Origin of the sequence: Pseudomonas sp. GXZC (assembly GCF_026967615.1) — a bacterium.
GTDB lineage: Bacteria > Pseudomonadota > Gammaproteobacteria > Pseudomonadales > Pseudomonadaceae > Aquipseudomonas > Aquipseudomonas azotoformans_A.
The window spans coordinates 1,992,463-2,018,060 of sequence record NZ_CP114115.1; the positions used below are offsets into that span (position 1 = coordinate 1,992,463).

The 25,598-nt window shown below is 58.5% G+C and carries 25 protein-coding genes; 12 read left to right on the forward strand and 13 right to left on the reverse strand.

The annotated features are described in order from the left end of the window. The first annotated feature begins 89 nt into the window (after positions 1-89). Positions 90-1,484, forward strand: coding sequence for a Si-specific NAD(P)(+) transhydrogenase (gene sthA, locus OZ428_RS09510; protein WP_016975273.1), 1,395 nt, complete (start codon positions 90-92; stop codon positions 1,482-1,484). 42 nt (positions 1,485-1,526) lie between these two features. Here the strand turns inward: sthA and OZ428_RS09515 are convergent, their stop codons facing one another. After that, positions 1,527-2,249 carry a glycerophosphodiester phosphodiesterase gene (locus tag OZ428_RS09515; RefSeq protein WP_016975274.1) on the reverse strand — a complete coding sequence of 241 codons (723 nt, stop codon included), beginning with the start codon at positions 2,247-2,249 and terminating at the stop codon, positions 1,527-1,529. Positions 2,250-2,295: 46 nt separating this feature from the next. Next, positions 2,296-2,880 carry a PilZ domain-containing protein gene (locus OZ428_RS09520; protein ID WP_269133204.1) on the reverse strand — a complete coding sequence of 195 codons (585 nt, stop codon included), beginning with the start codon at positions 2,878-2,880 and terminating at the stop codon, positions 2,296-2,298. 94 nt (positions 2,881-2,974) lie between these two features. On the opposite strand from OZ428_RS09520, the gene OZ428_RS09525 reads away from it, so the two are divergent. The 3 genes from OZ428_RS09525 (at position 2,975) to OZ428_RS09535 (ending at position 6,223) form a co-directional block, all read left to right on the forward strand. Next, entirely contained in the window at positions 2,975-4,225 is a 1,251-nt protein-coding gene (locus OZ428_RS09525; protein WP_038850355.1) for a lipoprotein-releasing ABC transporter permease subunit, read from the forward strand. Positions 4,226-4,232: 7 nt separating this feature from the next. After that, positions 4,233-4,916 carry a lipoprotein-releasing ABC transporter ATP-binding protein LolD gene (gene lolD, locus OZ428_RS09530; RefSeq protein ID WP_269133205.1) on the forward strand — a complete coding sequence of 228 codons (684 nt, stop codon included), beginning with the start codon at positions 4,233-4,235 and terminating at the stop codon, positions 4,914-4,916. Positions 4,917-4,978: 62 nt separating this feature from the next. Next, the gene (locus OZ428_RS09535; RefSeq protein WP_033902566.1) at positions 4,979-6,223 is read left to right on the forward strand and encodes a lipoprotein-releasing ABC transporter permease subunit; all 1,245 of its coding nucleotides are present in this window, start codon (positions 4,979-4,981) and stop codon (positions 6,221-6,223) included. A gap of 39 nt (positions 6,224-6,262) precedes the next feature. Here the strand turns inward: OZ428_RS09535 and OZ428_RS09540 are convergent, their stop codons facing one another. Both OZ428_RS09540 and OZ428_RS09545 read right to left on the reverse strand, forming a co-directional pair. Then, positions 6,263-7,603 carry a heavy metal sensor histidine kinase gene (locus OZ428_RS09540; RefSeq protein WP_269133206.1) on the reverse strand — a complete coding sequence of 447 codons (1,341 nt, stop codon included), beginning with the start codon at positions 7,601-7,603 and terminating at the stop codon, positions 6,263-6,265. Beyond that, positions 7,600-8,280 carry a heavy metal response regulator transcription factor gene (locus OZ428_RS09545; RefSeq protein WP_038850357.1) on the reverse strand — a complete coding sequence of 227 codons (681 nt, stop codon included), beginning with the start codon at positions 8,278-8,280 and terminating at the stop codon, positions 7,600-7,602. The genes OZ428_RS09540 and OZ428_RS09545 overlap by 4 nt, the downstream gene beginning before the upstream one ends. A 155-nt stretch (positions 8,281-8,435) precedes the next feature. Between OZ428_RS09545 and copI the strand changes: the two genes are divergently transcribed. Together copI and queF are read left to right on the forward strand one after the other, a co-directional pair. Next, the gene (gene copI / locus OZ428_RS09550; protein ID WP_269133207.1) at positions 8,436-8,948 is read left to right on the forward strand and encodes a copper-resistant cuproprotein CopI; all 513 of its coding nucleotides are present in this window, start codon (positions 8,436-8,438) and stop codon (positions 8,946-8,948) included. A gap of 69 nt (positions 8,949-9,017) precedes the next feature. Then, complete coding sequence (gene queF, locus OZ428_RS09555; RefSeq protein ID WP_269133208.1) at positions 9,018-9,848, forward strand: NADPH-dependent 7-cyano-7-deazaguanine reductase QueF; 831 nt, start codon at positions 9,018-9,020, stop codon at positions 9,846-9,848. A gap of 36 nt (positions 9,849-9,884) precedes the next feature. On the opposite strand, the gene OZ428_RS09560 is transcribed toward queF, so the two are convergent. Both OZ428_RS09560 and OZ428_RS09565 read right to left on the reverse strand, forming a co-directional pair. Further along, complete coding sequence (locus tag OZ428_RS09560; protein ID WP_005786202.1) at positions 9,885-10,151, reverse strand: DUF4404 family protein; 267 nt, start codon at positions 10,149-10,151, stop codon at positions 9,885-9,887. A 110-nt stretch (positions 10,152-10,261) separates the two neighbouring features. Further along, complete coding sequence (locus tag OZ428_RS09565; protein WP_061435738.1) at positions 10,262-10,870, reverse strand: hypothetical protein; 609 nt, start codon at positions 10,868-10,870, stop codon at positions 10,262-10,264. 194 nt (positions 10,871-11,064) lie between these two features. On the opposite strand from OZ428_RS09565, the gene OZ428_RS09570 reads away from it, so the two are divergent. Continuing rightward, positions 11,065-11,754: an MlaA family lipoprotein gene (locus OZ428_RS09570; RefSeq protein WP_010212030.1), complete on the forward strand. Its 690-nt coding sequence runs from the start codon at positions 11,065-11,067 to the stop codon at positions 11,752-11,754. 60 nt (positions 11,755-11,814) lie between these two features. Here OZ428_RS09570 and OZ428_RS09575 read toward each other — a convergent pair whose 3' ends face one another. Further along, positions 11,815-12,111, reverse strand: a complete 297-nt coding sequence (locus OZ428_RS09575; RefSeq protein ID WP_269133209.1) for a PilZ domain-containing protein — start codon at positions 12,109-12,111, stop codon at positions 11,815-11,817. Positions 12,112-12,387: 276 nt separating this feature from the next. Between OZ428_RS09575 and rssB the strand changes: the two genes are divergently transcribed. Together rssB and rssC are read left to right on the forward strand one after the other, a co-directional pair. Continuing rightward, positions 12,388-13,569 carry a two-component system response regulator RssB gene (gene rssB, locus OZ428_RS09580; protein WP_016975286.1) on the forward strand — a complete coding sequence of 394 codons (1,182 nt, stop codon included), beginning with the start codon at positions 12,388-12,390 and terminating at the stop codon, positions 13,567-13,569. Next, positions 13,569-14,051 (forward strand): anti-sigma factor antagonist RssC, encoded by a 483-nt coding sequence (gene rssC / locus OZ428_RS09585; RefSeq protein ID WP_003172602.1) that lies wholly within the window; start codon positions 13,569-13,571, stop codon positions 14,049-14,051. The genes rssB and rssC overlap by 1 nt, the downstream gene beginning before the upstream one ends. Before the next feature lie 71 nt (positions 14,052-14,122). Here rssC and tal read toward each other — a convergent pair whose 3' ends face one another. Together tal and dusA are read right to left on the reverse strand one after the other, a co-directional pair. Then, complete coding sequence (gene tal / locus OZ428_RS09590; RefSeq protein ID WP_033902559.1) at positions 14,123-15,049, reverse strand: transaldolase; 927 nt, start codon at positions 15,047-15,049, stop codon at positions 14,123-14,125. Between the two features lie 251 nt (positions 15,050-15,300). Then, on the reverse strand, positions 15,301-16,320 hold the full coding sequence (gene dusA, locus OZ428_RS09595; RefSeq protein WP_269133210.1) for a tRNA dihydrouridine(20/20a) synthase DusA: 1,020 nt from the start codon (positions 16,318-16,320) through the stop codon (positions 15,301-15,303). Positions 16,321-16,906: 586 nt separating this feature from the next. Here dusA and OZ428_RS09600 point away from each other — a divergent pair. Beyond that, entirely contained in the window at positions 16,907-18,112 is a 1,206-nt protein-coding gene (locus OZ428_RS09600) for an acyltransferase family protein (RefSeq protein ID WP_269133211.1), read from the forward strand. Between the two features lie 150 nt (positions 18,113-18,262). Here the strand turns inward: OZ428_RS09600 and OZ428_RS09605 are convergent, their stop codons facing one another. From OZ428_RS09605 to OZ428_RS09615, 3 genes are all read right to left on the reverse strand, one after another. Beyond that, the gene (locus OZ428_RS09605; protein ID WP_269133212.1) at positions 18,263-19,102 is read right to left on the reverse strand and encodes a hypothetical protein; all 840 of its coding nucleotides are present in this window, start codon (positions 19,100-19,102) and stop codon (positions 18,263-18,265) included. A gap of 337 nt (positions 19,103-19,439) precedes the next feature. Further along, positions 19,440-20,102: a Wzz/FepE/Etk N-terminal domain-containing protein gene (locus tag OZ428_RS09610; protein ID WP_269133213.1), complete on the reverse strand. Its 663-nt coding sequence runs from the start codon at positions 20,100-20,102 to the stop codon at positions 19,440-19,442. 169 nt (positions 20,103-20,271) lie between these two features. Continuing rightward, on the reverse strand, positions 20,272-21,459 hold the full coding sequence (locus OZ428_RS09615; protein ID WP_269133214.1) for an MFS transporter: 1,188 nt from the start codon (positions 21,457-21,459) through the stop codon (positions 20,272-20,274). A gap of 483 nt (positions 21,460-21,942) precedes the next feature. Between OZ428_RS09615 and mqo the strand changes: the two genes are divergently transcribed. Beyond that, complete coding sequence (gene mqo, locus OZ428_RS09620; RefSeq protein ID WP_033902554.1) at positions 21,943-23,589, forward strand: malate dehydrogenase (quinone); 1,647 nt, start codon at positions 21,943-21,945, stop codon at positions 23,587-23,589. Positions 23,590-23,660: 71 nt separating this feature from the next. Here the strand turns inward: mqo and OZ428_RS09625 are convergent, their stop codons facing one another. Beyond that, the gene (locus tag OZ428_RS09625; RefSeq protein WP_269133215.1) at positions 23,661-24,497 is read right to left on the reverse strand and encodes a LysR family transcriptional regulator; all 837 of its coding nucleotides are present in this window, start codon (positions 24,495-24,497) and stop codon (positions 23,661-23,663) included. A 98-nt stretch (positions 24,498-24,595) separates the two neighbouring features. Here OZ428_RS09625 and OZ428_RS09630 point away from each other — a divergent pair, with 98 nt between their 5' ends. Continuing rightward, positions 24,596-25,495, forward strand: a complete 900-nt coding sequence (locus tag OZ428_RS09630; RefSeq protein ID WP_269133216.1) for a DMT family transporter — start codon at positions 24,596-24,598, stop codon at positions 25,493-25,495. Positions 25,496-25,598 lie beyond the last annotated feature (103 nt).

The following is a 25,598-nucleotide window of genomic DNA, read 5'->3' on the forward strand; positions in this document are numbered from 1 at the left end:
TTGAGCCGAATTGTCCTTCATGACCGCTGGCCGCGGCATGATTTAGCCCGGCGTCCAACCGTACGCCTGGCCTGTTCTGAGGAGTACGCATGGCTGTCTACAACTACGACGTGGTGGTACTGGGTTCCGGCCCGGCTGGAGAAGGTGCGGCGATGAACGCCGCCAAAGCTGGGCGCAAGGTGGCGATGGTCGATAGCCGTCGCCAGGTCGGCGGTAACTGCACCCACCTGGGCACCATCCCGTCCAAGGCCTTGCGTCACTCGGTGCGCCAGATCATGCAGTTCAACACCAACCCGATGTTCCGGGCCATTGGTGAGCCGCGCTGGTTCTCGTTCCCGGACGTGCTCAAGAGCGCCGAGAAAGTCATCTCCAAGCAGGTCGCCTCGCGTACCGGCTACTACGCCCGTAACCGCGTCGACCTGTTCTTCGGCACCGGCAGCTTCGCCGACGAGCAAACCATCGAAGTGGTCTGCCCCAACGGCGTGGTCGAGAAGCTGGTGGCCAAGCACATCATCATCGCCACCGGTTCGCGCCCGTACCGCCCGGCGGACATCGATTTCCACCATCCGCGTATCTACGATAGCGACACCATCCTGAGCCTGGGCCACACCCCGCGCAAACTGATCATCTACGGCGCTGGCGTGATCGGCTGTGAATACGCCTCGATCTTCAGCGGCTTGGGCGTGCTGGTGGAGCTGGTGGACAACCGCGACCAGTTGCTGAGCTTCCTCGACTCGGAAATTTCCCAGGCGTTGAGTTACCACTTCAGCAACAACAACATCACCGTGCGCCACAACGAAGAGTACGAGCGCGTCGAAGGCCTGGACAATGGTGTGATCCTGCACCTCAAGTCCGGCAAGAAGATCAAGGCGGATGCCTTGTTGTGGTGTAACGGCCGTACCGGCAACACCGACAAGCTGGGTATGGAAAATATCGGGGTCAAGGTCAACAGCCGTGGCCAGATCGAAGTGGACGAGAACTATCGCACCTGCGTGGCGAACATCTACGGCGCCGGTGACGTGATCGGCTGGCCGAGCCTGGCCAGTGCGGCGCATGACCAGGGCCGCTCGGCCGCTGGCAGCATCGTCGACAATGGCAGTTGGCGCTACGTGAACGACGTGCCGACCGGGATCTACACGATTCCCGAGATCAGCTCGATCGGCAAGAACGAACACGAACTGACCAAGGCCAAGGTGCCTTACGAAGTGGGCAAGGCGTTCTTCAAGAGCATGGCGCGTGCGCAGATCGCCGGTGAGCCCCAAGGCATGCTGAAGATCCTGTTCCACCGTGAAACCCTGGAAGTCCTCGGCGTGCATTGCTTCGGCTACCAGGCTTCTGAGATCGTGCACATCGGCCAGGCGATCATGAACCAGCCGGGTGAACTCAATACCCTGAAGTATTTCGTCAACACCACGTTCAACTACCCGACCATGGCGGAAGCCTATCGGGTAGCGGCCTACGACGGCCTCAACCGGCTTTTTTGAGCGGCTCCGGCCGGTGGCCTGAGCCGGCCGGGGAGACCGATTTCAGTAATTCCCGAGAGTGGCAGTGGCCAAACCGGGAAAGTCTGTAATCAGGCTATCTACGCCGAAGTCGGCGAGCCTGCGCATCAGCGCGGGTTCGTTGACGGTCCACACGGACACGTGCAAGCCCTGGCGCTGGGCTTTTTCCAGTCGCTCAGGGGTGCACAGCGTCCAGTTCAACGCCAAGATCTCACAGCCATAGTTCTGCGCGACCTTCAGCGGGTCGAGCCAGGCATATTCCGCCACCAGTCCGCGTGACAGGTCCGGTGTGAGTTCAACGGCGGCTTTCAGTACTTCCCGCGAACTTGAGGTCACGGTGACCTTGTCCATCAGCCCGAAACGCACAGCCATTTCACGAATCGCCAGTACGGTGGTGGCGGCGCGGGTGCGCGAGGCGCTTTTGACTTCCAGTTGCCAGTGATCGAAGTCACACTTTTCGAACAGCTCTTCCAAACGCGGAATCGGGCACGGCTTGACCCAGCCTGGGCCGCCTTTGCGTGCGTCCATCTTCACCAGGTCCGCCGCCGAGTATTCGACGACTTTGCCACGCCGGTCGGCGGTGCGCTTGAGGGTCGGGTCGTGGATGACCATCAGCTCGCCGTCCATGGACAGGTGCAAATCCAGTTCGCAACGGCGTACACCGTGCTTGAGGCACTCCTGGAAGCTGGTCAGGGTGTTTTCCGGTGCTTCGCCTTTGGCACCGCGGTGGCCGTAGATCAGGGTCACAGTTGCTCCTTTACGCCAGGTCGTCTGGCGGGGTGAATTCGAGAGTTCAAGTGTCTTGGGCGTCGCTCTGTTCCCGCGCCAGGCGGCGTTCCTGGGCCTGTTTCTGCAGGATGTAGCGCGCCAGCAATTGGCGTTGGGCGTCGGTCATGGATTCGAATTCCGTGCCGACATCAAAGCCTGTGCCTTTGGGGTCGCAATGGGTGACCCGCGCACGCAGCAGCAGGCCGAGCGCCTGGGGCATCAGCACCAGCTTGACCGCCAGGTGTGCGCCAGCCGGCAGGGGCGTGGGGTGTTGGAAGTCGATGCCGCCTTCGGAAATGATCACCGGCTGCGGCGCGCCGACTTCATCCAGCAGCCCGCGCGCCATGATCTGGCTGAGCAGGTCCAGGCGTTTGTTCTGCACGCGCAGGAAGGCGGCGAGGGTGCGATCCTTCTCGCTGAGCTGGCGCAGCAGGTGCTGGGCTTCGAATTCACTCAGGTGCAGTTCACTGAGTAAGTTGAACAGCGGAGAATCATCCAGCAACACTTCCTTGCTCGCCGCCTCGGGGGCAGACAGGCTTTTGATTTGAAGTGCGATCATGTCGTCGATACGGTAGTATTCGCGGCGTTCTTCTTCATCTAATGTCGACATGGCGAACCCCAGCTAGCGGTAATGGTCAGAGTGTAAAGCTGCTTACCAGACCCCGCCACCGGGACGTCTTCTTTTCCTCCGAACAAGCCCCGACATGTTCAGACCTCTCTTCGTATTTATCGGCACGCGTTATACCCGTGCAAAGCGTCGCAATCATTTTGTGTCGTTCATTTCCCTGACCTCGATGATCGGGCTCGCCTTGGGCGTGGTCGTGATGATCGTGGTGCTGTCGGTGATGAATGGCTTTGATCATGAGATGCGCACCCGCGTGTTGGGCATGGTGCCCCACGCGACCATCGAGGGCGATGCGCCCATCAGTGATTGGCAAAGCCTGGCCGACAAGGTCAAGCAGAACCCCAAGGTGCTGGCCGTCGCGCCATTCACCCAGATGCAGGGGTTGCTGACCCATGACGGCAAGGTGCAGAAGATCCTGCTCAATGCCATCGACCCGGTCCAGGAACGCAACGTCTCGATCATCGACAAGTTCATGCTGCAGGGCAAACTCGACGACTTGGCGCCCGGCAGCTTCGGCATTGTCATCGGCGACAAGGCGGCGGCCAAGCTCGGCGTGGGCCTCGGCGACAAGCTGACCTTCGTGGCGCCGGAAGTCACGGTGACCCCGGCGGGCATGTTCCCACGCATGAAGCGCTTTACCGTGGTCGGCACTTTCCACGTGGGCGCTGGCGAAATCGACGGCTACCTCGGCCTGACCAACCTCACCGACCTGGCGCGCCTGCATCGCTGGCAGCCGGACCAGGTGCAGGGCCTGCGCCTCAAGTTCGCCGACCTGTTCGATGCGCCGCGCGGCGCCTGGGAAATCGCCCAGCACCTGGGTGAAAGCCAGTACTACGCCCGCGACTGGACCCGTACCCACGGCAACCTGTACCAGGCCATCCGCATGGAAAAAGCCATGATCGGCCTGCTGTTGCTGCTGATCGTCGCCGTGGCGGCCTTCAACATCATCTCCACGCTGGTGATGGTGGTGAACGACAAGAAGGGCGATATCGCCATCCTGCGCACTCTCGGCGCCACGCCGGGGCAGATCATGGCGATCTTCATGGTGCAGGGCACCGTGATCGGCGTGGTCGGTACCCTGATCGGTACGGCCGTCGGCATTTTGGCCGCGCTGAACGTGAGCGCCGCCATCGCCGGCCTCGAAACCCTGATCGGCCACAAGTTTCTCAACGCCGACGTCTACTTCATCGACTACTTGCCGTCCCAGGTTCAGGCCCAGGACGTGTTGATGGTGGGCGGTGCTGCGTTGGTCCTGAGTTTCCTTGCCACCCTGTATCCAGCCTGGCGCGCGGCACGTACCCAGCCAGCACAGGCCTTACGTTATGAGTGAATCGGGCATGAGTGAAAAAGCAATCCTGAGCTGCCGCGACCTGGGCAAATCCTACGAGGAAGGCCCGGAGTCGGTGGTGGTGCTGTCCAACCTGCAACTTGAGCTGCACCCAGGCGAGCGCGTAGCGATCGTGGGCAGTTCCGGTTCCGGTAAAAGTACCTTGCTGAACCTGTTGGGCGGCCTTGATACGCCGTCCCAGGGCAGCGTGTGGCTGGCCGGTGAAGAACTGTCGGCCCTCGGTGAAAAGGCTCGCGGCCAGTTGCGCAACCGTTCGCTGGGCTTTGTGTATCAGTTCCACCACCTGCTGCCGGAGTTCACCGCCCTGGAAAACGTGTGCATGCCGCTGCTGATCGGCAAGAACGCGATTCCGGAAGCCCGCCAGCGTGCCAAAGCACTGCTGGAGCGCGTTGGCCTCGGCCATCGCCTGGAGCATAAACCGGCCGAGTTGTCCGGCGGCGAGCGCCAGCGTGTGGCCATCGCCCGCGCCTTGGTGAACAACCCAGGGCTGGTGATGCTCGATGAGCCGACCGGCAACCTCGACTCCCACACCGCCCAGGGCATCAAGGACTTGATGCTGGAACTGAGCACCCAGATGCGCACCGCGTTCCTGGTGGTGACCCATGACATGAGCATGGCCCGCCAGATGGACCGTGTGTTGCACCTGCAGGAAGGTCATCTGGTCGCCATCTGACCCGTTTCAAGCCCGGCGCTTCAAGCGCCGGGCTTTTTCATTTTTTCAGGCGGTGCAAGCGAATGTTCAGACCGTTATCGATTTTCATCGGCACGCGCTATACCCGCGCCAAGCGCCGCAACCGTTTTGTCTCGTTTATCTCGATGACCTCGATGATCGGCCTCGCCCTGGGCGTGTTGGCGATGATCGTGGTGTTGTCGGTGATGAACGGCTTCCAGCGCGAAATGAGCTCGCGCATCCTCGGCATGGTGCCTCACGCGACCATCGTCGGCGTGAATCCGATTAACGATTGGCAGCCGGTGGCCGCCGCCGCGATGAAGAATCCGGAAGTGACCGCCGCCGTACCTTTCACGCAGATGGACGGCATGTTCTCCTACAAAGGCGCGATGCAGCCGATTGAGATCAGCGGTATCGACCCGGCGCAGGAAGGCAAGGTGTCGATCGTTGCCCAGCATATCGTGCGCGGCAGTCTGGAAGACTTGAAACCCGGTGAGTTTGGCGTGGTAGTCGGCGAAATCACGGCTCGGCGCTTCCGTCTGAATGTGGGCGACAAAGTGACCCTGATCGTGCCGGAAATCAGCACCGCGCCGGGCGGCATCACCCCACGCATGCAGCGTTTGAACGTGGTGGGCATCTTCAAGGTCGGTGCTGAACTGGACGGCTCCATGGCCATGATCCACATGGCCGACGCCGCAGAGATCCAGCATTGGCAGCCAAACCAGGTACAAAGCGTGCGCCTGGCGGTGAAAGACCTGTACGCGGCCCCCAAGGTCTCATCGGACATCGCCGCCAGCCTGGGCGCAGCCTACAAGCCTGACGACTGGACCCACACCCAGGGCAGCCTGTTCAGCGCGATGAAGATGGAAAAGACCATGATCGGCCTTCTGTTGCTGATGATTGTCGCCGTGGCCGCGTTCAACATCATCGCCACGCTGATCATGGTAGTGAACGACAAGGGCGCGGACATTGCGATTTTGCGCACCATCGGCGCGACGCCACGGCAGATCATGGCGATCTTCATGGTGCAGGGCACGGTGATCGGTATCGTTGGCACCTTGATCGGCGGCGTATTGGGCGTGATTGCCGCGCTGAACGTGAGTGAGCTGGTGGGCTGGGTCGAGCGGGTTACCGGGCAGCATATCTTCAGTTCGGATGTGTACTTTGTCAGCAACCTGCCGTCGGAGCTGCAAGGCGGGGATGTGCTGCTGATCTGCACGGCCGGGTTTGTATTGAGCTTTCTGGCCACGTTGTATCCAGCGTATCGGGCGGCGAAGATTGAGCCGGCGCATGCCCTGAGATATTCGTAAGCCTTAGACCGTCATCGTCGGCAAGCTGGCGATGACGGTCTAAGCGGGTAGCTCAATCACAAACCTTGTCCACCCCGCCTTAGATTCGCAATAAATTCTCCCCCCGTGCGCCCGCACAATCGACTGGGTAATCGCCAGCCCCAATCCCGCATGCTCACTGCTGCCTTCATGGCGTGCCGGGTCTGCCCGGTAGAAGCGGTCAAACAACCTCGGCAGCAACTCCGTTGGAATGCCATCTCCGGTGTTCTCCACTGAAAGCCTCACACCATCCTCGATTCGCACACGCACTTCGCCACCCGGCGGAGTAAACCGTAGCGCGTTATCCAACAGATTCGACAAGGCCCGGCGCAACATCCCACGATCACCCGTCGTACGGGCCGTGCCTTCGCGCATTAGGCTGATCTGCCCGTCCTCTGCCAGCAATGTAAAAAACTCCAGTAGCGCGTCGACTTCATCCGCCAGTGCCAAGGTTTCGCGTTTGGGTATCAACAAGCCGTGATCCGCCTTGGCCAGGTACAGCATGTCGTTGACCAACTGCGCCATCCATTGCAGTTCTTCCAGGTTGCTGTGCAGCGCCTCGCGGTAGTCCTCCAGCGGGCGCGGCTGGGTGAGGATGACCTGGGTCTGGGTCAGCAGGTTCGACAGCGGCGTGCGCAGTTCGTGGGCGATGTCGGCGGAAAACGCCGAAAGGCGCTGGAATGCGTCGTCGAGTCGGCCGAGCATGGCGTTGAAGGCTTGGGCCAGGTCTGCCAGTTCCGTGGGCATTTCCTGTTGGGGCAAACGTTGGGTCAAGGAGTGGGCCGACACACTGGCGGCCACTTCGCCCATGCGTCGAAGTGGCCGCAACCCGCTGCGCGCAGCCCAGGCGCCGAGCAGGGCGGTCGCCAGGGCCGATAGGCCGACGGTGAGCCAGATCAGGTGCTGCATGCGTTGCAAGAAGTGCTGATGGTGAGTGATATCGAGCATCAGGCTCAGTTGCGGCGAGTCGGGTTGGCCGGCTCTCAACGGCGCGTTGTAGACCCGGTAGTCGGTGTCGGCGTTTTGCAGGTTGTGCAGGCCGGGCGCGTCGGGCAAGGTCACGCTTGGCGCATCGTCCAGCCAGCGTTGGCCGGCGGCGGTGATGCGCAGGGTAAGGTCGGGCTGGCGACTGAGTTCGGTGCGCAATTGCGCTTCACGCCGGGCAAAGGCCTCCGGCGAGTCGACGCCCTGTAAGGTGCTGCGCAGCGCCACCAGTTTGGTGTCGAGTTGCTGTTGGTCCAGTTCGATGAAGTGCGCCTCGCTGGCGCGATTGAACAGCACACCGGCGATCAGTGACACCACAGCGGTACAGGCGGCAAACAGCAGCGCCAGGCGGCTGGCCAGGGACAGGCGCTTGATCAATTGACCCGCTCCTCCAGCACATAACCCATGCCGCGTACTGTGTGGATCAGCTTGTTGGGGAAGTTGTCGTCGACTTTCAGACGCAAGCGGCGGATCGCCACTTCGATGATGTTGGTGTCGCTGTCGAAGTTCATGTCCCACACCTGAGAAGCGATCAGCGATTTGGGCAGCACTTCGCCTTGGCGGCGCAGCAGCAGTTCCAGCAGGGAGAACTCCTTGGCGGTCAGGTCGATGCGCTGGCCGTCCCGCTCGACGCGGCGGCGGATCAGGTCCAGGCGCAGGTCGGCCAGTTGCAGCGCGGTTTCCTGCGGTGTGCTGCTGCCACGGCGCAACAGGCTGCGCACGCGGGCGAGCAGTTCGGAGAAAGCGAAAGGCTTGACCAAGTAGTCGTCGGCGCCCAGCTCCAGGCCATGCACACGGTCTTCGACGGCGTCGCGGGCGGTGAGGAACAGCACCGGAATGTCCATGCCGGCACTGCGCACGGCCTGGAGGATCTGCCACCCGTCGCGGCCCGGCAGCATCACGTCGAGGATCAACAGGTCGTAGTCCCCGGTCAGCGCAAGGTGCTGGCCGCTGGTGCCATCGGCCACCAGTTCGGTGGTAAAACCCGCCTCGGCCAGGCCCTGGCGCAGGTAGTGGCCGGTTTTGGGTTGGTCTTCGACGATCAGCAGTTTCATGGGCAGCTCTTGGCAACGGTGGACGACGGCTTTATACCTTGAGTGCCAGGGCGGGGGAGCAACCTGACAAAGTTGTAATCTAGCAGTCAGCTGGCTGGCAGCGACGCAATCTTAGAGTGCTGCCCAAGCTGTTCATCTATTTTTGGAGAAGACCGATGGCGTTGCGTACACCCCTGTTGTTGGCGGGTTGCCTGTTGGCATTGAGTGTTGATGCGATGGCCGATGCGGCCCACACCTATGCCTTCGGCGAGGCTGCGCCGGCGAGCAAAGCCACGCGTACCGTGGAAATAACCCTGCAGGACATTTCCTTTTCGCCCAAGTCCCTGGACGTGAAAGCCGGTGAGACCGTGCGCTTTGTACTGGTCAACAAAGGCCAGTTGCTCCACGAATTCAACCTGGGCGACGCGGCGATGCATGCCGAACACCAGAAGGAAATGCTGCAGATGCAGGCCAGCGGCATGTTGACGGCAACGGGCATGGGCAAGATGGATCATGCAGCCATGGGCCACGGTGCGATGAAACACGATGACCCCAATAGCGTACTGGTCGAGCCGGGCAAAACCGCCGAGCTGATCTGGACGTTCACTAAGGCCACGGGCCTGGAGTTTGCCTGCAACCTTCCGGGGCATTACCAGGCGGGCATGGTCGGCAAGCTCAACGTCGATTGATCCGCTGGCGCTTAGGCGCGGGGGCAAAGGCTGGTAGACTGGCGCGGTTTATTTAGCCAGGTTTCCGCCATGCATCCCGCAGCCGAACATTCGCCGCTGGGCAAGTCCAGTGAATACATCTCCACCTACACACCTTCGTTGCTGTTCCCGATCCCGCGTGCCGCCAAGTGGGCCGAGTTGGGCCTGAGCGCCGAGACCCTGCCTTACAAGGGCGTGGACTTCTGGAACTGCTTCGAACTGTCGTGGCTGCTGCCGTCGGGCAAGCCGGTGGTGGCCATCGGTGAGTTCAGCATCCCGGCCGACTCGCCGAACATCATCGAGTCCAAGTCGTTCAAACTGTACCTCAACTCGTTGAACCAGACCGCCTTTGCCGATACGGCCAGCCTGGAAACCACCTTGCGCACCGACCTCAGCGCGGCCGCCGGTGCGCCTGTGAGCGTGCGCATTCGCAGCCTGGCCGAGATCGAGGCCGAAGGCGTGATGGCGTTGCCAGGTGCGTGCATCGACGATTTGGATATCAGCGTCAGCAACTACGAGCATCCGCGCCCGGAATTGCTGCGTTGCGATGACTCGCGCGTTGTCGAGGAGAGCGTGCACAGTCACCTGCTCAAATCCAACTGCCCGGTGACCAGCCAGCCGGACTGGGGCAGTGTGGTGGTGCAATACCGTGGTCACGCGTTGGATCACGCTAGCCTGCTGGAATACATCGTGAGCTTTCGCCAGCACTCGGACTTCCATGAGCAGTGCGTAGAGCGCATCTTCCTGGATTTGCAGCGCTTGCTGAAGCCGGAAAAGCTGACGGTGTACGCGCGGTATGTGCGGCGGGGTGGGTTGGATATCAACCCGTATCGCAGTACGGAAGACGTGGCGTTCCAGAACGTGCGCCTGGCTCGTCAGTAACATTGAAAAGCCCCGCGATTGCGGGGCTTTTTGCGGTCAGATCCCGATATTGCCCAAGGTGATCATGATATTGCGCAATGTCCCGGAAATAACCGGGTGCTCAGCATCGAACTCGATGGCCGCTTGATTCACATCGTCGGAAATACTCGGTGTTTGAGTGGCCGGCTCCAGTTCGAGTTGTAATTCAAACTTGGCAATCAAGGCTTCCAGCGCTTCACGTTTTTCTTCCGACAGCGGCGGTTCCTGTTCCAACTGCCCGCGCAGGATTTCGACCTGTTCTTCCAGTTTTTTGCGATCAGGCATGACGTGTTTCCTTTTATCGATAGGCACTGGCATAGACCGCGGCACGCCGAGAAAGGTCTACGGGCTGACCTGTAGAGTAATCCACTGGCGTCGAGTGTGCATGATCCGTGTCAGGGCTTCTCGCCTTTGAGCTGGCGCAGACTGATGTCGGCCAGGCAGGTGCCGAGTTCGCCCAGGTGGTCGATCACCGAGTGCACGCCCAGCCCGTACAGGGCGACGGTGGCCTTGCCGCGCTTATGCTCGCGCTCCTGTTCGCTCAGCGCCTGCCATTGCTCCGGCGCCATGCCGCACAGCGAGCCGCAGGAGGCCAGGCCGATGGTCCACAACCCGGCGTTGAGCCCGGATTGCAGCAAGCGCGGTTCGCCGCTGACCAAGACGCAGCCTTCCAGGCGTTCGATGTTCAGCTGCATCAAGGCTTGCCAGCAGGCGTGGGGCGCAGGCCAGCGAATGGAGGAGGGTGGTGTCGCCTTGACCCACGCAGGCAGCGTGGCGGCCAGCGGGGTGGTGACGGCGGGAGGCAGTTCATCCAGCCAGGCGCAAGGGATGCCCTGTTCCTTGAGACTGCGCAGGATGTTCAGGGCGCCGGGCGTAGCCTGGGATTCAAGGGAGGGCGAGTCGGTGCGAGCACGGGAACCGAAGTCCACCAGGCAGCCACTCAAGCCAAACAGGACGGCAGTCAAGGTGGGTGCGCTGGCGATGGCTATCTCGGCGTGAGGCATGTCGACATCCCTGAAATAGCACCAACGCTATCGAGCCAGGATGACAAGTCGATGACAGGATTGTGAATTGTAGGAAATTTGTCCATTTTGTTGTGACATTTCCTAGTTACTGCCTAATTGCCAACTTCCGTCATATACTGACGGCCTTATTCAGGGCATAGCGCCCATGACAGACCATTCAAGGAGCAAAAGCTATGCGCTGGAGCCACTACTTCGCTCAGCTGTCGGTGTGTGCCACTGTCTTGTTGGCGCCTTTCGCCGCACAGGCCGCGTCGGAAGATGATCCATGGGAAAGCGTCAACCGCCCGATCTTCACCTTTAACGATACCGTAGATACCTATGCCCTCAAGCCATTGGCCCAGGGCTATCAGTTCGTGACGCCGCAGTTCGTACAGGATGGCATTCACAACTTCTTCCGCAACATCGGCGACGTAGGCAACCTGGCCAACAACGTGCTGCAGCTCAAGCCGCATAATGCCGGTGTCGACACCGCGCGTTTGCTGGTCAACACCACCTTCGGTGTACTGGGCTTTATCGATGTCGGCACCAAAATGGGGCTGCAACGCAGCGATGAAGATTTCGGCCAGACCCTCGGTTACTGGGGCGTCGGCAGCGGTCCTTACGTAATGCTGCCTCTGCTCGGCCCAAGCACCTTGCGTGATGCGCCGTCCAAGTACGTGGACAGCTACACCCAACCGTACCGTTACATGAACGATATCGGCTGGCGCAACAGTACTTTCGGCCTGAATATCGTCGACACCCGTGCCAGCCTGCTCGATAGCGAGAAGCTGATCACCGGTGACAAGTACACCTTCATCCGTAACGCCTACCTGCAGAACCGTGAGTTCAAGGTAAAGGACGGCAAGGTCGTCGACGACTTTTAAGTTGTGACGTTTTGAAATGAAAAAGGCGACCTCAGCGGTCGCCTTTTTTGTGCGCGGTTTTCAGCGCATTTTCAGGATCTTGAGGCCCAGGTGCTGGTCTTGGCCCGTGGCCTTGGCCCATACCACCTCGGTCTCGGCCTCTAGCCCCTTCAGCGCGGCGTGCTCCGAATCGATGCGCACGGTCAGCAGGTCGCCTACGTTGAACTGGCGAGGCGCCTGCACCTGCATGCCGGAACTGGAAAGGTCCACGCAAACCCCGGCAATCTCTTGCCCTGCATGGATCAGGGACACGTCTGCATCCACACGCATGCGGATGAAATCGCGTTTTTCGGCGTAGTCGCGCTCGTGTTCGCTCATGGGCTTCATCCTTACTTTGTGTTGTGGTCGTGCCTGTTCTTATAACTCCCGGTGATTTGCGGTGTAAAGACGCCCGGCGACCATCGGCATGAGCTTGAAACCCCTGACGGATGGGAGTACCGTCTGCGCCTTAGAAGGGCACCTCTGCTTTACCGTTGTGCATGGGGAAAATCCCAATGCTTTGTAGGACAGAGAGGCTAGAAAGCGAATCCAGTACGTGAGCCCGGCCATTGTCGCGCCACCTACGCCAACCTAATTCTGGCGCCGTTTGCCCACATGCAAAAAACCAGTGCCACGCTGCTGATAATCGATGACGACGAAGTAGTGCGCGCGAGCCTCGCGGCCTATTTGGAAGACAGTGGCTTCAGCGTCCTGCAGGCCAGCAATGGCCAACAGGGTCTCCAGGTATTCGAGCGCGACCAGCCCGACCTTGTGATCTGCGACCTGCGCATGCCCCAGATGGGCGGCCTGGAGCTGATTCGCCAGGTGACTGAGCTCGCCCCGCAGACGCCGGTGATTGTGGTGTCGGGTGCCGGGGTGATGAACGATGCTGTCGAAGCCTTGCGCCTGGGCGCCGCCGACTACCTGATCAAGCCCCTGGAAGACCTGGCGGTGCTGGAGCACTCGGTGCGTCGTGCCCTGGATCGTGCACGCCTGCTGGTGGAGAACCAGCGCTACCGCGAAAAGCTCGAAACCGCCAACCGCGAACTCGAAGCCAGCCTCAACCTGCTCCAGGAAGACCAGAATGCCGGTCGCCAGGTGCAGATGAACATGCTGCCGGTCAGCCCCTGGACCATCGACGACTTCCAGTTCGCTCACCAGATCATCCCGTCGCTGTACCTGTCGGGGGATTTTGTCGACTACTTCCGTGTGGATGAGCGACGTGTGGCGTTCTACCTGGCCGACGTCTCCGGTCATGGTGCTTCTTCGGCTTTTGTCACCGTGTTGTTGAAATTCATGACCACGCGGTTGCTGTTCGAATCAAAGCGCAATGGCACCTTGCCGGAGTTCACCCCCTCCGAGGTGCTGGGCCACATCAACCGGGGCCTGATCAGCTGCAAGCTGGGCAAGCACGTGACGATGGTTGGCGGCGTGATTGATGAAGAAACCGGTCTTTTGACCTACAGCATCGGTGGTCACCTGCCGATGCCGGTTTTATACACTCCTGACAGTGTGCGTTACCTGGAAGGGCGTGGTCTACCGGTTGGCTTGTTCAATGAAGCCACCTACGAAGACCACATCCTGGAGCTGCCGCCGACGTTCAGCCTCACGCTGATGTCAGACGGCATCCTGGACCTTCTTCCAGAGCCTACACTCAAAGAGAAAGAAGCCGCCTTGCCCCAAAAGGTCAAGTCGGCGGGCGGCAGCCTGGATGGCCTGCGGCAGGTTTTTGGATTGGCCACGCTAGGGGAGATGCCGGATGATATCGCCCTATTGGTGTTGAGCAGGAATCTTTGATGAGTACCGGAAGAATCCAATTCGCCGAGCAAGACGGGACCTTCGTCCTGAAATTTGTCGGTGAAGTGCGCCTGACCTTGTGTTCGGCGCTGGATGCGACGATTGAGCGGATCTTCACAGCGTTGAATTTCTCGGCGATCGTGATCGATCTGACCGAAACCCGCAGCATCGACAGCACCACCCTTGGCTTGCTGGCCAAGTTATCCATTCTGTCTCGGCAGAAGGTCGGCCTGTTGCCGACTGTGGTCACCACCCACGAAGACATCACGCGTCTGTTGCAGTCCATGGGCTTCGACCAGGTGTTCAACATCGTTGACCGCCCGATTCCGTGCCCGGAGTGCCTGACTGACCTCCCGTCCCAGGACCAGTCCGAGGAAGTGGTGCGGGTCAAAGTGTTGGAAGCGCACAAGATCCTGATGGGGTTGAACGAGTCCAATCGCGAAGCGTTCCATGACCTGGTGAATGCGCTGGAGCGGCATTGATCTAGACGAATTCGAAGCATGAAAAAAGGGCGGTCCCCGTGAGGGTGACCGCCCTTTTTGCCGTGGCTGCTTTACAGCTTGGCGGACAACAGCGCTTCGAGTTTTTCCTGGTCCCGAGCAAACTGACGGATGCCCTCGGCCAGCTTCTCTGTTGCCATCGCGTCCTCGTTGGACTCCCAGCGGAACTGCGCTTCAGTCAAATGCACACGGGCTTCACCGGCATGGCCTGGCGACAGCTTGCGCTCCAGCGTGCCTTCGTCAGCCGCCAGCTTCTCCAGCAGGTCCGGGCTGATGGTCAGGCGATCACACCCGGCCAGCTCCTCGATCTGACTGAGGTTGCGGAAGCTCGCGCCCATCACCACGGTCTTGTAGCCATTGGCTTTGTAGTAGTTATAGATGCGCGTCACCGACTGCACGCCCGGATCATCCGAACCGGTGTAGTCGTTGCCATTGGCCTTTTTGTACCAATCGTAGATACGGCCCACGAACGGCGAGATCAGGAACACACCGGCCTCTGCGCAGGCCACGGCCTGGGCGAAGGAGAACAGCAGGGTCAGGTTGGTCTGGATGCCTTCTTTTTCCAGCTGCTCGGCGGCGCGGATGCCTTCCCAGGTGGAAGCGATTTTGATCAGCACGCGGTCGCGGCCAACGCCGGCTTTGTCATACAGGTCGATCAGACGGTGTGCGCGCTTGAGAATAGCGGCTTCGTCAAACGACAGGCGGGCATCCACCTCAGTGGAGATACGCCCAGGTACCACTTTGAGGATCTCTTGACCCACTGCCACCGCAAAGCGGTCGCTGGCCAAGCCCACGTCACCGTTGCAGTCTTGCACGGCCTCATCCAGCAGCTTGGCATACGCAGGGATCGACGCAGCCTTGAGCAGCAGGGAAGGGTTGGTGGTGGCGTCTTGCGGCTTGAGCTTGGCGAGGGTGGAAAAATCGCCAGTATCGGCAACGACAGTGGTGAATTGCTTGAGTTGTTCCAGCTTGGAAGTCATGGGCGTGCTCTGTCCTATGGGTCTGATGACATTACCCGAGCGCCGGCAGGCGCTCAAGGGCGCAAATGCGTTCGATCGTTTGCGAGGGCAACAACCTGAAAACAGCCGTTTGAATGGCAGGTCTGGCTGTTAAATAGGAGGGCAAAACGGCCAGCAGGTTCAACCCAATCACAAATGGCCAGACTCGATCCCTGTGGCGAGGGAGCTTGCTCCCGTTGGGCTGCGAAGCAGCCCTAAAACCTTCAGAACGCTCAACGCCCTTCTAGCAGCGCTCCCGCCTGCTCCAGCAATGCCAGCGGGTCCGGGGCCTTATGAATATCCACCGACAGCAACTGCCTGAACTTCCTCGCCCCCGGAAAACCCGTGCCCAACCCCAGCACATGCCGGGTAATGTGGTGCATCGTCCCGCCACCGGCCAAATGTTCGGCAATGTAAGGCCGCAACTGCGCCAGCGCCTCGGCTCGACTGATCACCGGCTGCGTGCTGCCAAACAATTGCTGATCCACCTCCGCCAGCAAATACGGATTGTGATAAGCCTCGCGCCCCAGCATGACCCCGTCAAACGTTTGTAAATGCTCATGACACTGCTCCAGCGTCTTGATTCCGCCGTTGAGAATAATCTCCAGCTCGGGGAAGTCTCGCTTCAACTGGGCCGCGACGTCGTAGCGCAGCGGTGGGATGTCCCGATTCTCCTTGGGCGACAACCCCTCCAGAATCGCAATCCGCGCATGCACCGTAAAACTGGTGCAGCCCGCGTCCTTCACCGTCCCGACGAAATCACACAACTCGGCATAACTGTCCCGCCCATTGATCCCGATGCGATGCTTCACCGTCACCGGGATCGTTACTGCGTCACGCATCGCCTTCACACAATCCGCCACCAGGGCTGGGTGCGCCATCAGGATCGCGCCGATCATGTTGTTCTGCACCCGGTCGCTGGGGCAGCCGACGTTCAGATTCACCTCGTCGTAGCCGGCCGCCTGCGCCATGCGCGCGCAGGCGGCCAGATCAGCGGGAACGCTGCCGCCCAATTGCAGGGCTAGAGGGTGTTCAGCTTCGTTGTGGCGCAGGAAGCGTTCGTGGTCGCCGTGGAGGATGGCGCCCGTGGTGACCATTTCGGTGTAGAGCAGGGCGTGTTTGGAGAGCAGGCGTAGGAAGAACCGGCAGTGGCGGTCCGTCCAATCCATCATCGGCGCGACGCTGAAGCGGCGAGACAGCTCAGGACTGGCTTGGCTGTTGCTTGTTGGGGATACGGTATTTTCGGAAGTCATTAATACTAATCTTTAATACAGCAGTTTTTGTCCGCTTCACGTGTCTTCAAAAGCGGTTGCTACGTTCTGCCGATTGAATTCGAGGCCGTAGCAACCGGAGATGGGCGCGATCACCCGCATGTAAACGCGCGGGTGACTCGACAAGCTAAACGTTGCAAATACGGGGTAACCGGGATTGCAACGCAGTTTATCAGGAAAGCCAGGCGTTCGACTTCAAGCCGGTCGCTTCAGGTGGGTTGTGCGGTGTCTGCGCCCTGAAATGACCGCCTAATCCTGCTCTTCTCACTCCACGAGCATGAGTCTATCTCTCACGCGGTATGGCTTCGCCTCAACGGCAAGCCTGTGCGCATCTGATACAGCGGGAGGGCCTTTGGGTTGATTCGGTGTTTACCGCGAGCAATGTAATGTACTGCCGAGTGTGCTGAGGGGGGCGGGAGAGGTGGATGGGCTTTTGACGTGGAGGAGGAGTCGCGGCACCGACGGCACAACGAGGCGTGCGAGGTAAGCACTGAAGTAATGGCGATTTACAACCATTGTGCTGTAATATTTCGAGACGTTATCAAAATAGACACAATGCAGGGCACGAATGACAACAAATAATTATTTTCCGAAACATCTATATTCCCTTGATGTTTTAAGAGGTGTAGCCGCTCTCGTAATTGTGCTTGTGCATTGGCGCTATTTTTTGGAGGTGGACATAACGTCACCTTTCAGAATGGACGCTCAGCCTTTTTATAATGTGTTTGGTGTTTTTTATAATTATGGCTGGCTGGCGGTTGATTTGTTTTTTTCATTATCGGGTTTTGTTTTTTACTGGCTGTATGCAGATGCGATAAGGAGTAAAAAAGTCAGCGGGTTCAGTTTTTTTGTCATGCGTTTTTCTAGATTGTATCCACTCCACTTTGCAACGTTTCTGTTTGTCTTGATTGCCCAGGTTTTTGTACGCTCAAAGACGGGAAGCGTGTTTGCATTTGAAAATGTCGACTTCTATCATGCTGTACTCAATGTTTTCATGGTGAACAGTTGGTTGTTTAATAATGAGCACTCCTTCAACGGTCCGGCGTGGTCGTTGTCTGTTGAGGCGCTTTTATATATTTTGTTCTTTCTGGTCTGCCTTTTGTCTAGGCGACGATACTGGGTGGGCGCGTGTATCGCTATCATCGGTTTAGCGCTTATACAAGTTGCCTCCGATGTAGGGCGAGGGGTTTTTTCTTTCTTCATTGGCGGGTTGACGTTTTGGTTGTTCACGAAAATAACAGCTTCTAAATACCTGAAGCTCTTGGCCGTTTTATTCACGGTTATCGCCATTTTTCTTTGCTATCTGGTGTATGCAGACTTCAAAACCCCCTTCTTTTCTGATGTGGTCGGCAGTGCCTTGGAGGCTGTAATTCCGGCGTCGCAGCAGTTTCGCATACCTGGCATAATTTTCAGGCTCTCCAAATACTCAATAACGGCAGTGGTTTTTCCAAGTGTCATATTGATGTGTGCATTAGTGGAAGCGTGGCGAGGTGTGTTGGGTAGAAAGATTTCGTTTTTGGGAGATATAAGTTACTCCGTCTATCTCTTGCATTTTCCGTTGCAGTTGGTGTTTTACAGCCTTGCGGTGGTGCTGGAAATTAATCTAGAAGTTTTCTACTCGCCTTATTCATTGCTATTGTTTTTGGTGGTTCTGGTGGTTTTGGCGCTGGCTAGCTATCATTATTTTGAACTTCCAATGCAGAAAATTATCAGGCAGAAACTAGCGCCTCGGCCCCTCGTTAAAGCAGAGGGCTCAGCGATCTCACCTGCTTAATTTTACTCTGTTATTTGTCGGAAGTGCTATACGCAACACCACCAACATGAGTCTGGGTGGTGTTGCCATGGGGAGCGTTTCAGTGAGCAGCCATCCGGATGGCTGCGCGACGAATGGCGTTGCTTCAGGCAACTGAGTCGGCCGGCTGGATCAACTTGTAACAGTGGACCCTTTATGAAAAATCTCACGCCGCGCTCGACGGCTTATGTTTTCGTGCTTGCTTGACGCGTACATTTCATCAAAGCGATTGCGATCAATCCCTTCATATTTACCCAATTCCTCCATGACCATACGATCGTAATCCTGCTCGATGACGAACCGGAAAATCTCCCGCCGATAATAGAAACCGAACTGGAATGCGAGTACCTCGCTGAGGTGTTCTGTCGGAGTGAGGAAACAGTTTTCCAGGTCGATCGCCTTGGCGAGGGTAGGATGCGCCAGATTGATCATCACATTTTCGACCCAGAAGTCCATGTGCACCACGTTTTTGCTGTGCAGGGTACGCAGCAATTTGAACGATGCAGTGATCAGGCTGTGGATGTCGCGCTCTTGTTCAAGCCAAGCCAGTCCACTGAGGTAGCCGTCGAGCATCTCGGTGAAGATGAAAAACTCCTGGATCAGGCCTAGCGCTGATTTTCTGTAGCCGAAGCCATACAGGCCGGCGACGGGGGCGCCGCGTTTCTGTGCGCTGAAGGTGTTGATGACCTCTTCCACTGGCCAGTCGAATGTGCCGTCGCGCTTTGAGCGGCCGAATGTGACGCGCAATTTGGGCCTGAGGCTGTCGAGCGGTTGGGATTTGGCGAACAGGTCGCTTTCCATTCCTTTCAGCGGGGCGCTGACGCGGTCTTTTAACTGGTAGCGGGTGTCGATCAGGTCTTGAATCGCCTGCAGGGCGCTGTCATCAGTGCTCTGCGTGGTGAAGACCGTGGCGTTGCGGTGGTTGAATGTCGAGGGGAAACTCTGGAGCACACTGCTGTCAGGAAAGCTCAAAACACATCCTTGTCATTTAAATATGACAGATATGTTACAAGCTATCGATTTTGGATCCAACCTGAACCGAAGCTGAACGAAAATTAAACCCGTGCTGACGGGCGCAGGTTTTTTCTTGACGCAAGGGGAGAGGTTCGTCAGCAGGGGCGCGTTGCGTTCAGCAAAATTACGGTGAAAAAAACCAGTCACGGTGCAATAATGGCTTAGGGCCATTATTCTACTTTTTAAAGTACTCTTGATGAAAACAACTTTTTCCGCGAAATTGTTTATTGTTTTTGTTGCTTCCCTGCTGGTCTGCGCCACGTTCTTCCTGATTGAAGAGTTTCTATAGCTCAGCTCAGACTCCATTCGACTGTTTGTATTGTCGGATCAGAAAACGACCCATGACAAAGACACTTCCTAAAATCAGCCCTAAAAAGGCACCCAGAAAAATAAATTTCTTAGTGCTATTAGTGGTGGAGGTTTTTACATCGTCAAGGGTGTTAAATGCTTTTAATGTATTGCTGGTAGCCAATGTCGGCAAGTTTAGTGCTATGGCTTCCGTGTTGGCGGTCGCCATCGCAGATTTCAGCTGGGCAGTGGCCAGTTCTGCGCTGGTGGCAGTGGTTGAGGCGATATAGAGCACGGGCTCGCTTCCACCTGATTTTGGTGGAGTGTCTTTCAAGCTAACGGATTTGGCAGCCATGACGCCCATGGCGGAATAGAACACATCGTTCTGGATAGTGCTGTACAGCTTGGTTTCCGCACCCAGCTTGCTGGCAGTGACGGGAGCGTCTTTTTCATTGAGCTCTTTATACAGGCTGTACAGTGAAGGTTTGGTGATGTAAGTGCTGGCAGTCCATTGTTCAGGTGATGTGGCTGCGAGTGCCAAAGACACCACGATACCCACTACGGTGGTTGCAATAATAGTTATCTTGCTTTTCCACAATGCTTGAACAAGCGGGATCAAATCAATTTCATCATCGTTGGACTGGGCTTTAAGATTCGTTGGACTGCTCACGAAAAATTCCTTTATTTGCGTTCCGGAATTGTAGAGAAAAAAACACAAAACGCCCATGTATTAGTGTGATGGCGCAGAAGATGCGAATAGTTCGTGTTTGTTAATTTCGGCGCGACTCTTTAAAGAGCTGCGCCGACTTAGTTAGTGTTTTCGTTCAGGTAGGTAGGGCTCAATGGCCGCCCTGCATTCGCCGCGCTACCAGATAAACGCCCAGCCCTACCAACGCCGTCACCGCGCCGATATACCCGGTACTCGTCCACCCCAGTCCAGCTGTGATCGCCATCCCGCCAAACCACGGCCCCAGCGCGTTGGCGAGGTTGAATGCGGCATGGTTGGACGCCGCCGCCAGGCTCGGCGCTTCGTGGGCGATATCCATCAAGCGGATCTGCAGCGGCGCCGCCAATGACACCATGGTGCCGACCAGTCCGATCCCCAGCAGCACGCCCCACAACGAGCCTGCGGCAAACGGGAAGAACACCAACACCGCCATCGACCACACCAGGATCAAGCCCACCGCGCGAAACTGCAGGCGGTCGAACAGCTTGCCGCCAGCTATATTGCCGATGATCCCACCCACGCCAAATGCCGCGAGGCCGAAGGGGATCCATTGCGGCGAGACTTTGGTGACTTCGAGCATGGTCGGCGCCAGGTAACTGAACACGCAGAACATTCCCGCAAAACCAATGGCGCCAATGGCCAGGGCCATCCACACCTGCGGTTTGGTGAAGGCACGCAGTTCCTTGCGTGGGTCGCTACGGGGTTCGTCGCGTCGGTCGGGAACGAACTGCCAGACCAGTGCAATCGTGCACAGCGCGATGACGCTCACCAACGCAAACGCCGAGCGCCAGCCCAGATATTGTCCAAGGAAGGTCGCAATCGGGTTGCCCAGGAGCATTGCCAGGGTGAGTCCCATCATCACCCGTGCTACAGCGCCGGCGCGTTTGTCGTTCGGCACCATGCTCGAAGCCACCACTGCGGCAATACCGAAATAGGCACCGTGGGGCAGGCCGCTGATAAAACGGAACGCTACCAGTGAGCCGAAGGTCGGGGTGAAGGCCGTGGCCAGGTTACCCAGGGCATACAGCCCCATCAGCAACAGCAGCATATGTTTGCGCAGGAGTTTGGCGCCGAGGATTGCCAGCAGCGGGGCGCCGACCATCACGCCAAGGGCATAGGCGCTGATCGCGTGGCCGACCTGGGGTTCGCTCAAGTTGAGGTTGTGGGCGATGTCGGGCATCAGGCCCATGATGGCGAACTCGCCAGTGCCGATCGCGAAGGCGCCCACGGCCATGGCAGCTTCCATTTTGGCGGCGCTGCGCGCGGGCAGCACATGCCCGGGTGTTTGCTGGATAGTCATGGGTAACTCTATTGGAATGGATTGCACGAAGGGGAGCCGTCGATGCTACGCAAGCGGCGCCGAGGGTGTCTAGAACAGCCTTTTTCGGCAGAGTTCCGCGCCTGTGACCCCAGGTCGCGCCTGCCAGGCTTGACATCAGAGCATTAAAAGCCGCGATTTAGAGCTGTCAATTGGCCAAACGGCGCATAAACGCTGTTTGCCGTGATATTCTGCGCGCCGTCTTGGTCTAGTCTTTCCTGGGTGCGTACATCCGCATACGTCCCAGCGATTGGCTGTCGCCCAGGTAGCTGAAGCCAATAATGATAAGAAGTCAGCGCAGAAGGGACATAAACAGTGAGGTCGATACGTCGGCCTTGTGTGCCCACCCTGCGGTTCTCTCGTGAATGTGCAAATCCCGCGGTGCGTTGCCTGGCGCAACGTGATTGAGGGTTGCCCACGATCAGGGACGGTAGGGCGGATGGCGTTTTATCATAGGTGCTACTGATGTTTAAAAAAGTAAACACTGCCCTGCTGGGGCTGGCTTTGTCGCTGGGGATCAGCTCTGCTCACGCGGAAGAGGCAAAGAAAGTCGATGTGCTGCTGATTGGCGGCGGCATCATGAGTGCAACCCTGGGCGTATGGCTCAATGAGCTGGAGCCGGGTTGGTCGATGGAAATGGTCGAGCGCCTCGACGGCGTGGCCGAAGAAAGCTCCAACGGCTGGAACAACGCCGGTACCGGTCACTCGGCCCTGGCTGAGCTGAACTACACCCCGGAAGACAAGAACGGCAACGTTGAGATCCCGAAAGCGGTCGAGATCAACGAAGCGTTCCAGATCTCCCGTCAGTTCTGGGCCTGGCAGGTCCAGCAGGGCGTGCTGAAGAACCCGCGTTCGTTCATCAACACCACACCGCACATGAGCTTTGTGTGGGGCGATGACAACATCAAGTTCCTGAAAAAACGCTACGAAGCCTTGAAAGCGAGCCCGCTGTTCGCTGGCATGCAGTACTCCGAAGACCCGGCGCAGATCGCCAAGTGGGTTCCGCTGATGATGGAAGGGCGTGACCCGAACCAGAAAATCGCGGCTACCTGGAGCCCGCTGGGTACCGACATGAACTTCGGCGAGATCACCCGCCAGTTCGTCGCTCACTTGCAGACCACGCCTAAGTTCGACCTGAAGCTGTCGAGCGAAGTGCAGGACATCACCAAGAACGCCGACGGTTCGTGGCGTGTGAGCTACAAAAACCTGAAAGACGGCACCAAGACCGAAACCGACGCCAAGTTCGTATTCATCGGCGCGGGCGGCGGTGCACTGCACTTGCTGCAAAAGTCGGGCATTCCTGAAGCCAAGGAATACGCAGGCTTCCCGGTAGGCGGCTCGTTCCTGGTGACCGATAACCCAACCGTGGCCGAGCAGCACCTGGCCAAGGCCTACGGCAAAGCGTCGGTGGGTGCACCGCCGATGTCGGTTCCGCACCTGGACACCCGCGTGCTGGATGGCAAGCGCGTGATCCTGTTTGGCCCATTCGCAACCTTCTCGACCAAGTTCCTGAAAGAAGGCTCGTACCTGGACCTGCTGACCAGCACCACTACCCACAACATCTGGCCAATGACCAAAGTCGGTATTCGTGAATACCCACTGGTCGAGTACCTCGCTGGCCAACTGATGCTGTCTGATGATGACCGCTTCAAGGCGCTGCAGGAATACTTCCCGAACGCCAAGCAATCCGACTGGCGCCTGTGGCAAGCCGGTCAGCGCGTGCAGATCATCAAGCGTGACGAAGAGCAGGGCGGCGTCCTGAAACTCGGCACCGAAGTGGTCAGCTCCGCCGACAACACCATTGCAGGCCTGCTGGGTGCATCGCCAGGCGCGTCCACCGCGGCTCCGATCATGCTGACCGTGCTGCAGAAAGTCTTCAAGGACAAGGTCGCGACCCCTGAGTGGCAGACCAAGCTGCACCAGATCGTACCGAGCTACGGCACCAAGCTGAACGACAGCCCTGAAGCCGTTGCCAAGGAATGGGCGTACACCGCCGAAATCCTGCAACTGCCGACGCCACCTGCGATTCCTCAAGGTGCTGCTCCGAAGGCCACCGAGGCTGCCAAGCCAGCAGCTGAGCCAAGCAAGCCGGCCTCTGACCTGGCGCTGTAAGCCAAGTATCGAGCCGATGTAAAAAGCCCGCTGAACCGGTAACGGTCAGCGGGCTTTTTTGTCCCTGGCGTTCAGACCTGGAAGTGCCTGAGCTGCTCATGCAGATGCAACGCCAGTGCATTGCTGCTATCGCACAACAAGTACAGATGTTGCGCTGGCAACGGAGGCAGGTCTGTCATCTGCCTGAGCCCTTCACCCATGCGGCTTTCCTCCATCAGGCCTACCGCCACGCCACTGCGCACACAGGCCTCGACGGCGGATGAATTGGGGCTTTCCAGCAGCATCCGGTGATAAATCCCGTGATCCTTCAGTACCTGCAAGGCGGCGGCGCGATAGGGGCAGCCGGCGATGGGGACGGTGATGGGCAGCGGTGCATTCGACGGACAGCTAAAGTGCTCGGCCGCGACCCACAGCGGCTGTACCGGGCCCAGGCGTTCTCCTTGGGCCAGCGGGTGTGCGCTGACGGTGAGGGTCAGGTCCAGGTGATTGGCCGTGAACAGGTTGAGCAACTCGCCGCTGGTGCGGGCTTCGACCTCCAGCTCCAGCAGCGGGTTGTCAGCGATCAACCGAGGTAAAAACTCCCGAATGAAGGCCGGTGCATAGGTGTCCGGTACACCCAGGCGGATCTTGCCCTGCATGCGCTGCGGCATCAGCGAAATCAGCAGGCGATCATGGCTCTTGAGGAATTCGGTGGTTTCGCCCAGCAGTTTCTTACCGTAGAGCGTCAACTCCACGCCTTGGTTGCTGCGGCTGAACAAGCGTTGACCCACCTGATCTTCGAGCTTTTGTATCTGTGTGGTCACGGTGGACGCACTGCGATGCACCTGCTCGGCCGCTTCGTTGAAACGCCCAAAGCGCGCCACGGCGTGAAAGGTACGCAGCAGGTCGATATTCAGTTGTTTAGCCATGATTCCACTTTTATGGATTGATGGTGCAGGTTATTCAAATATACAGAATGATGTATGGCCTCTAGCCTTTCAGTCAATGTGTACTGACCGGAGGTTTCATGACGCGATCAACCTTAAAGCGGCTGCTGTTGCAGGCGGCATTTGTGCTGTCGTGGAGCTCTGGCTATATCGGCGCCAAATTGGGCACGCAGGGCGGCGGGGCGTTCAACCTGTTGTTCTGGCGATTCCTGTTGGTCTCGGTGTGCCTGGGGCTGTTCCTGAACGTCAGGTTGTTGAAGGTTTCCTGGGCGCAGGTTCGCCATTACGCCGTCATTGGGTTTCTCTCGCAGTTCCTGTACCTGAGTTGCCTCTACGTCGCGATCCAGAACGGCTTGCCCCCCGGCATTGCCGCCATCATCGCGGCCCTGCAGCCGTTGATGACGGCGGCGTTGTCGACCGGCAGCGCAACCGAGCGCAGTGGCGGCTGGCAGTGGGTTGGCCTGATGATCAGTTTCGTTGGCGTTTCCATCGTGATTGCCGGGCAGTACGGCAGTGGCGGGGAAGGCGTTGGTCTTGTCATTTACCTGCTGCCCTTGGCTGCGGCGCTGGGGCTGACGCTGGCGACCCTGTATGAGCGCCGCACGGTGCAAACCCATGACGCAGGCTTGGTCCTGCCGCTCTTCATCCAGTCGTTGCTGACCTTGATCGGCTTTACCGTCGCCGTGCTCTATACCGACACGCTGAGCATTCCCCGCGACCCAGACGTAGTGATCTCAATTGTCTGGCTCACTGTGTTTTCAACCTTCGTTGCCTATTTGAGCCTCTGGATGCTGCTGCGCGTCATGACCGCAACCCACGTCGCTGCGCTGGTCTACCTGGAGCCGCCAGTAACGCTGGTGTGGGCAGCGCTGATGTTTGGCGATGTGATCCACGGGTCGACCTACGCCGGCATTGCCGTGGTCGTCGTCGGGCTGCTGTTGATGCGCCTGAAACGACCGACTGTCGCGTGTGCCACTTGAGGCTTGCGGGTTCAGCAAGCTGACAGACATCACCTGTTAAAAATACCCACAGCCAAGCAGGAGCGCGGCTGTCACAACGGGGGATTTTTCGCGGTGCAAGTGT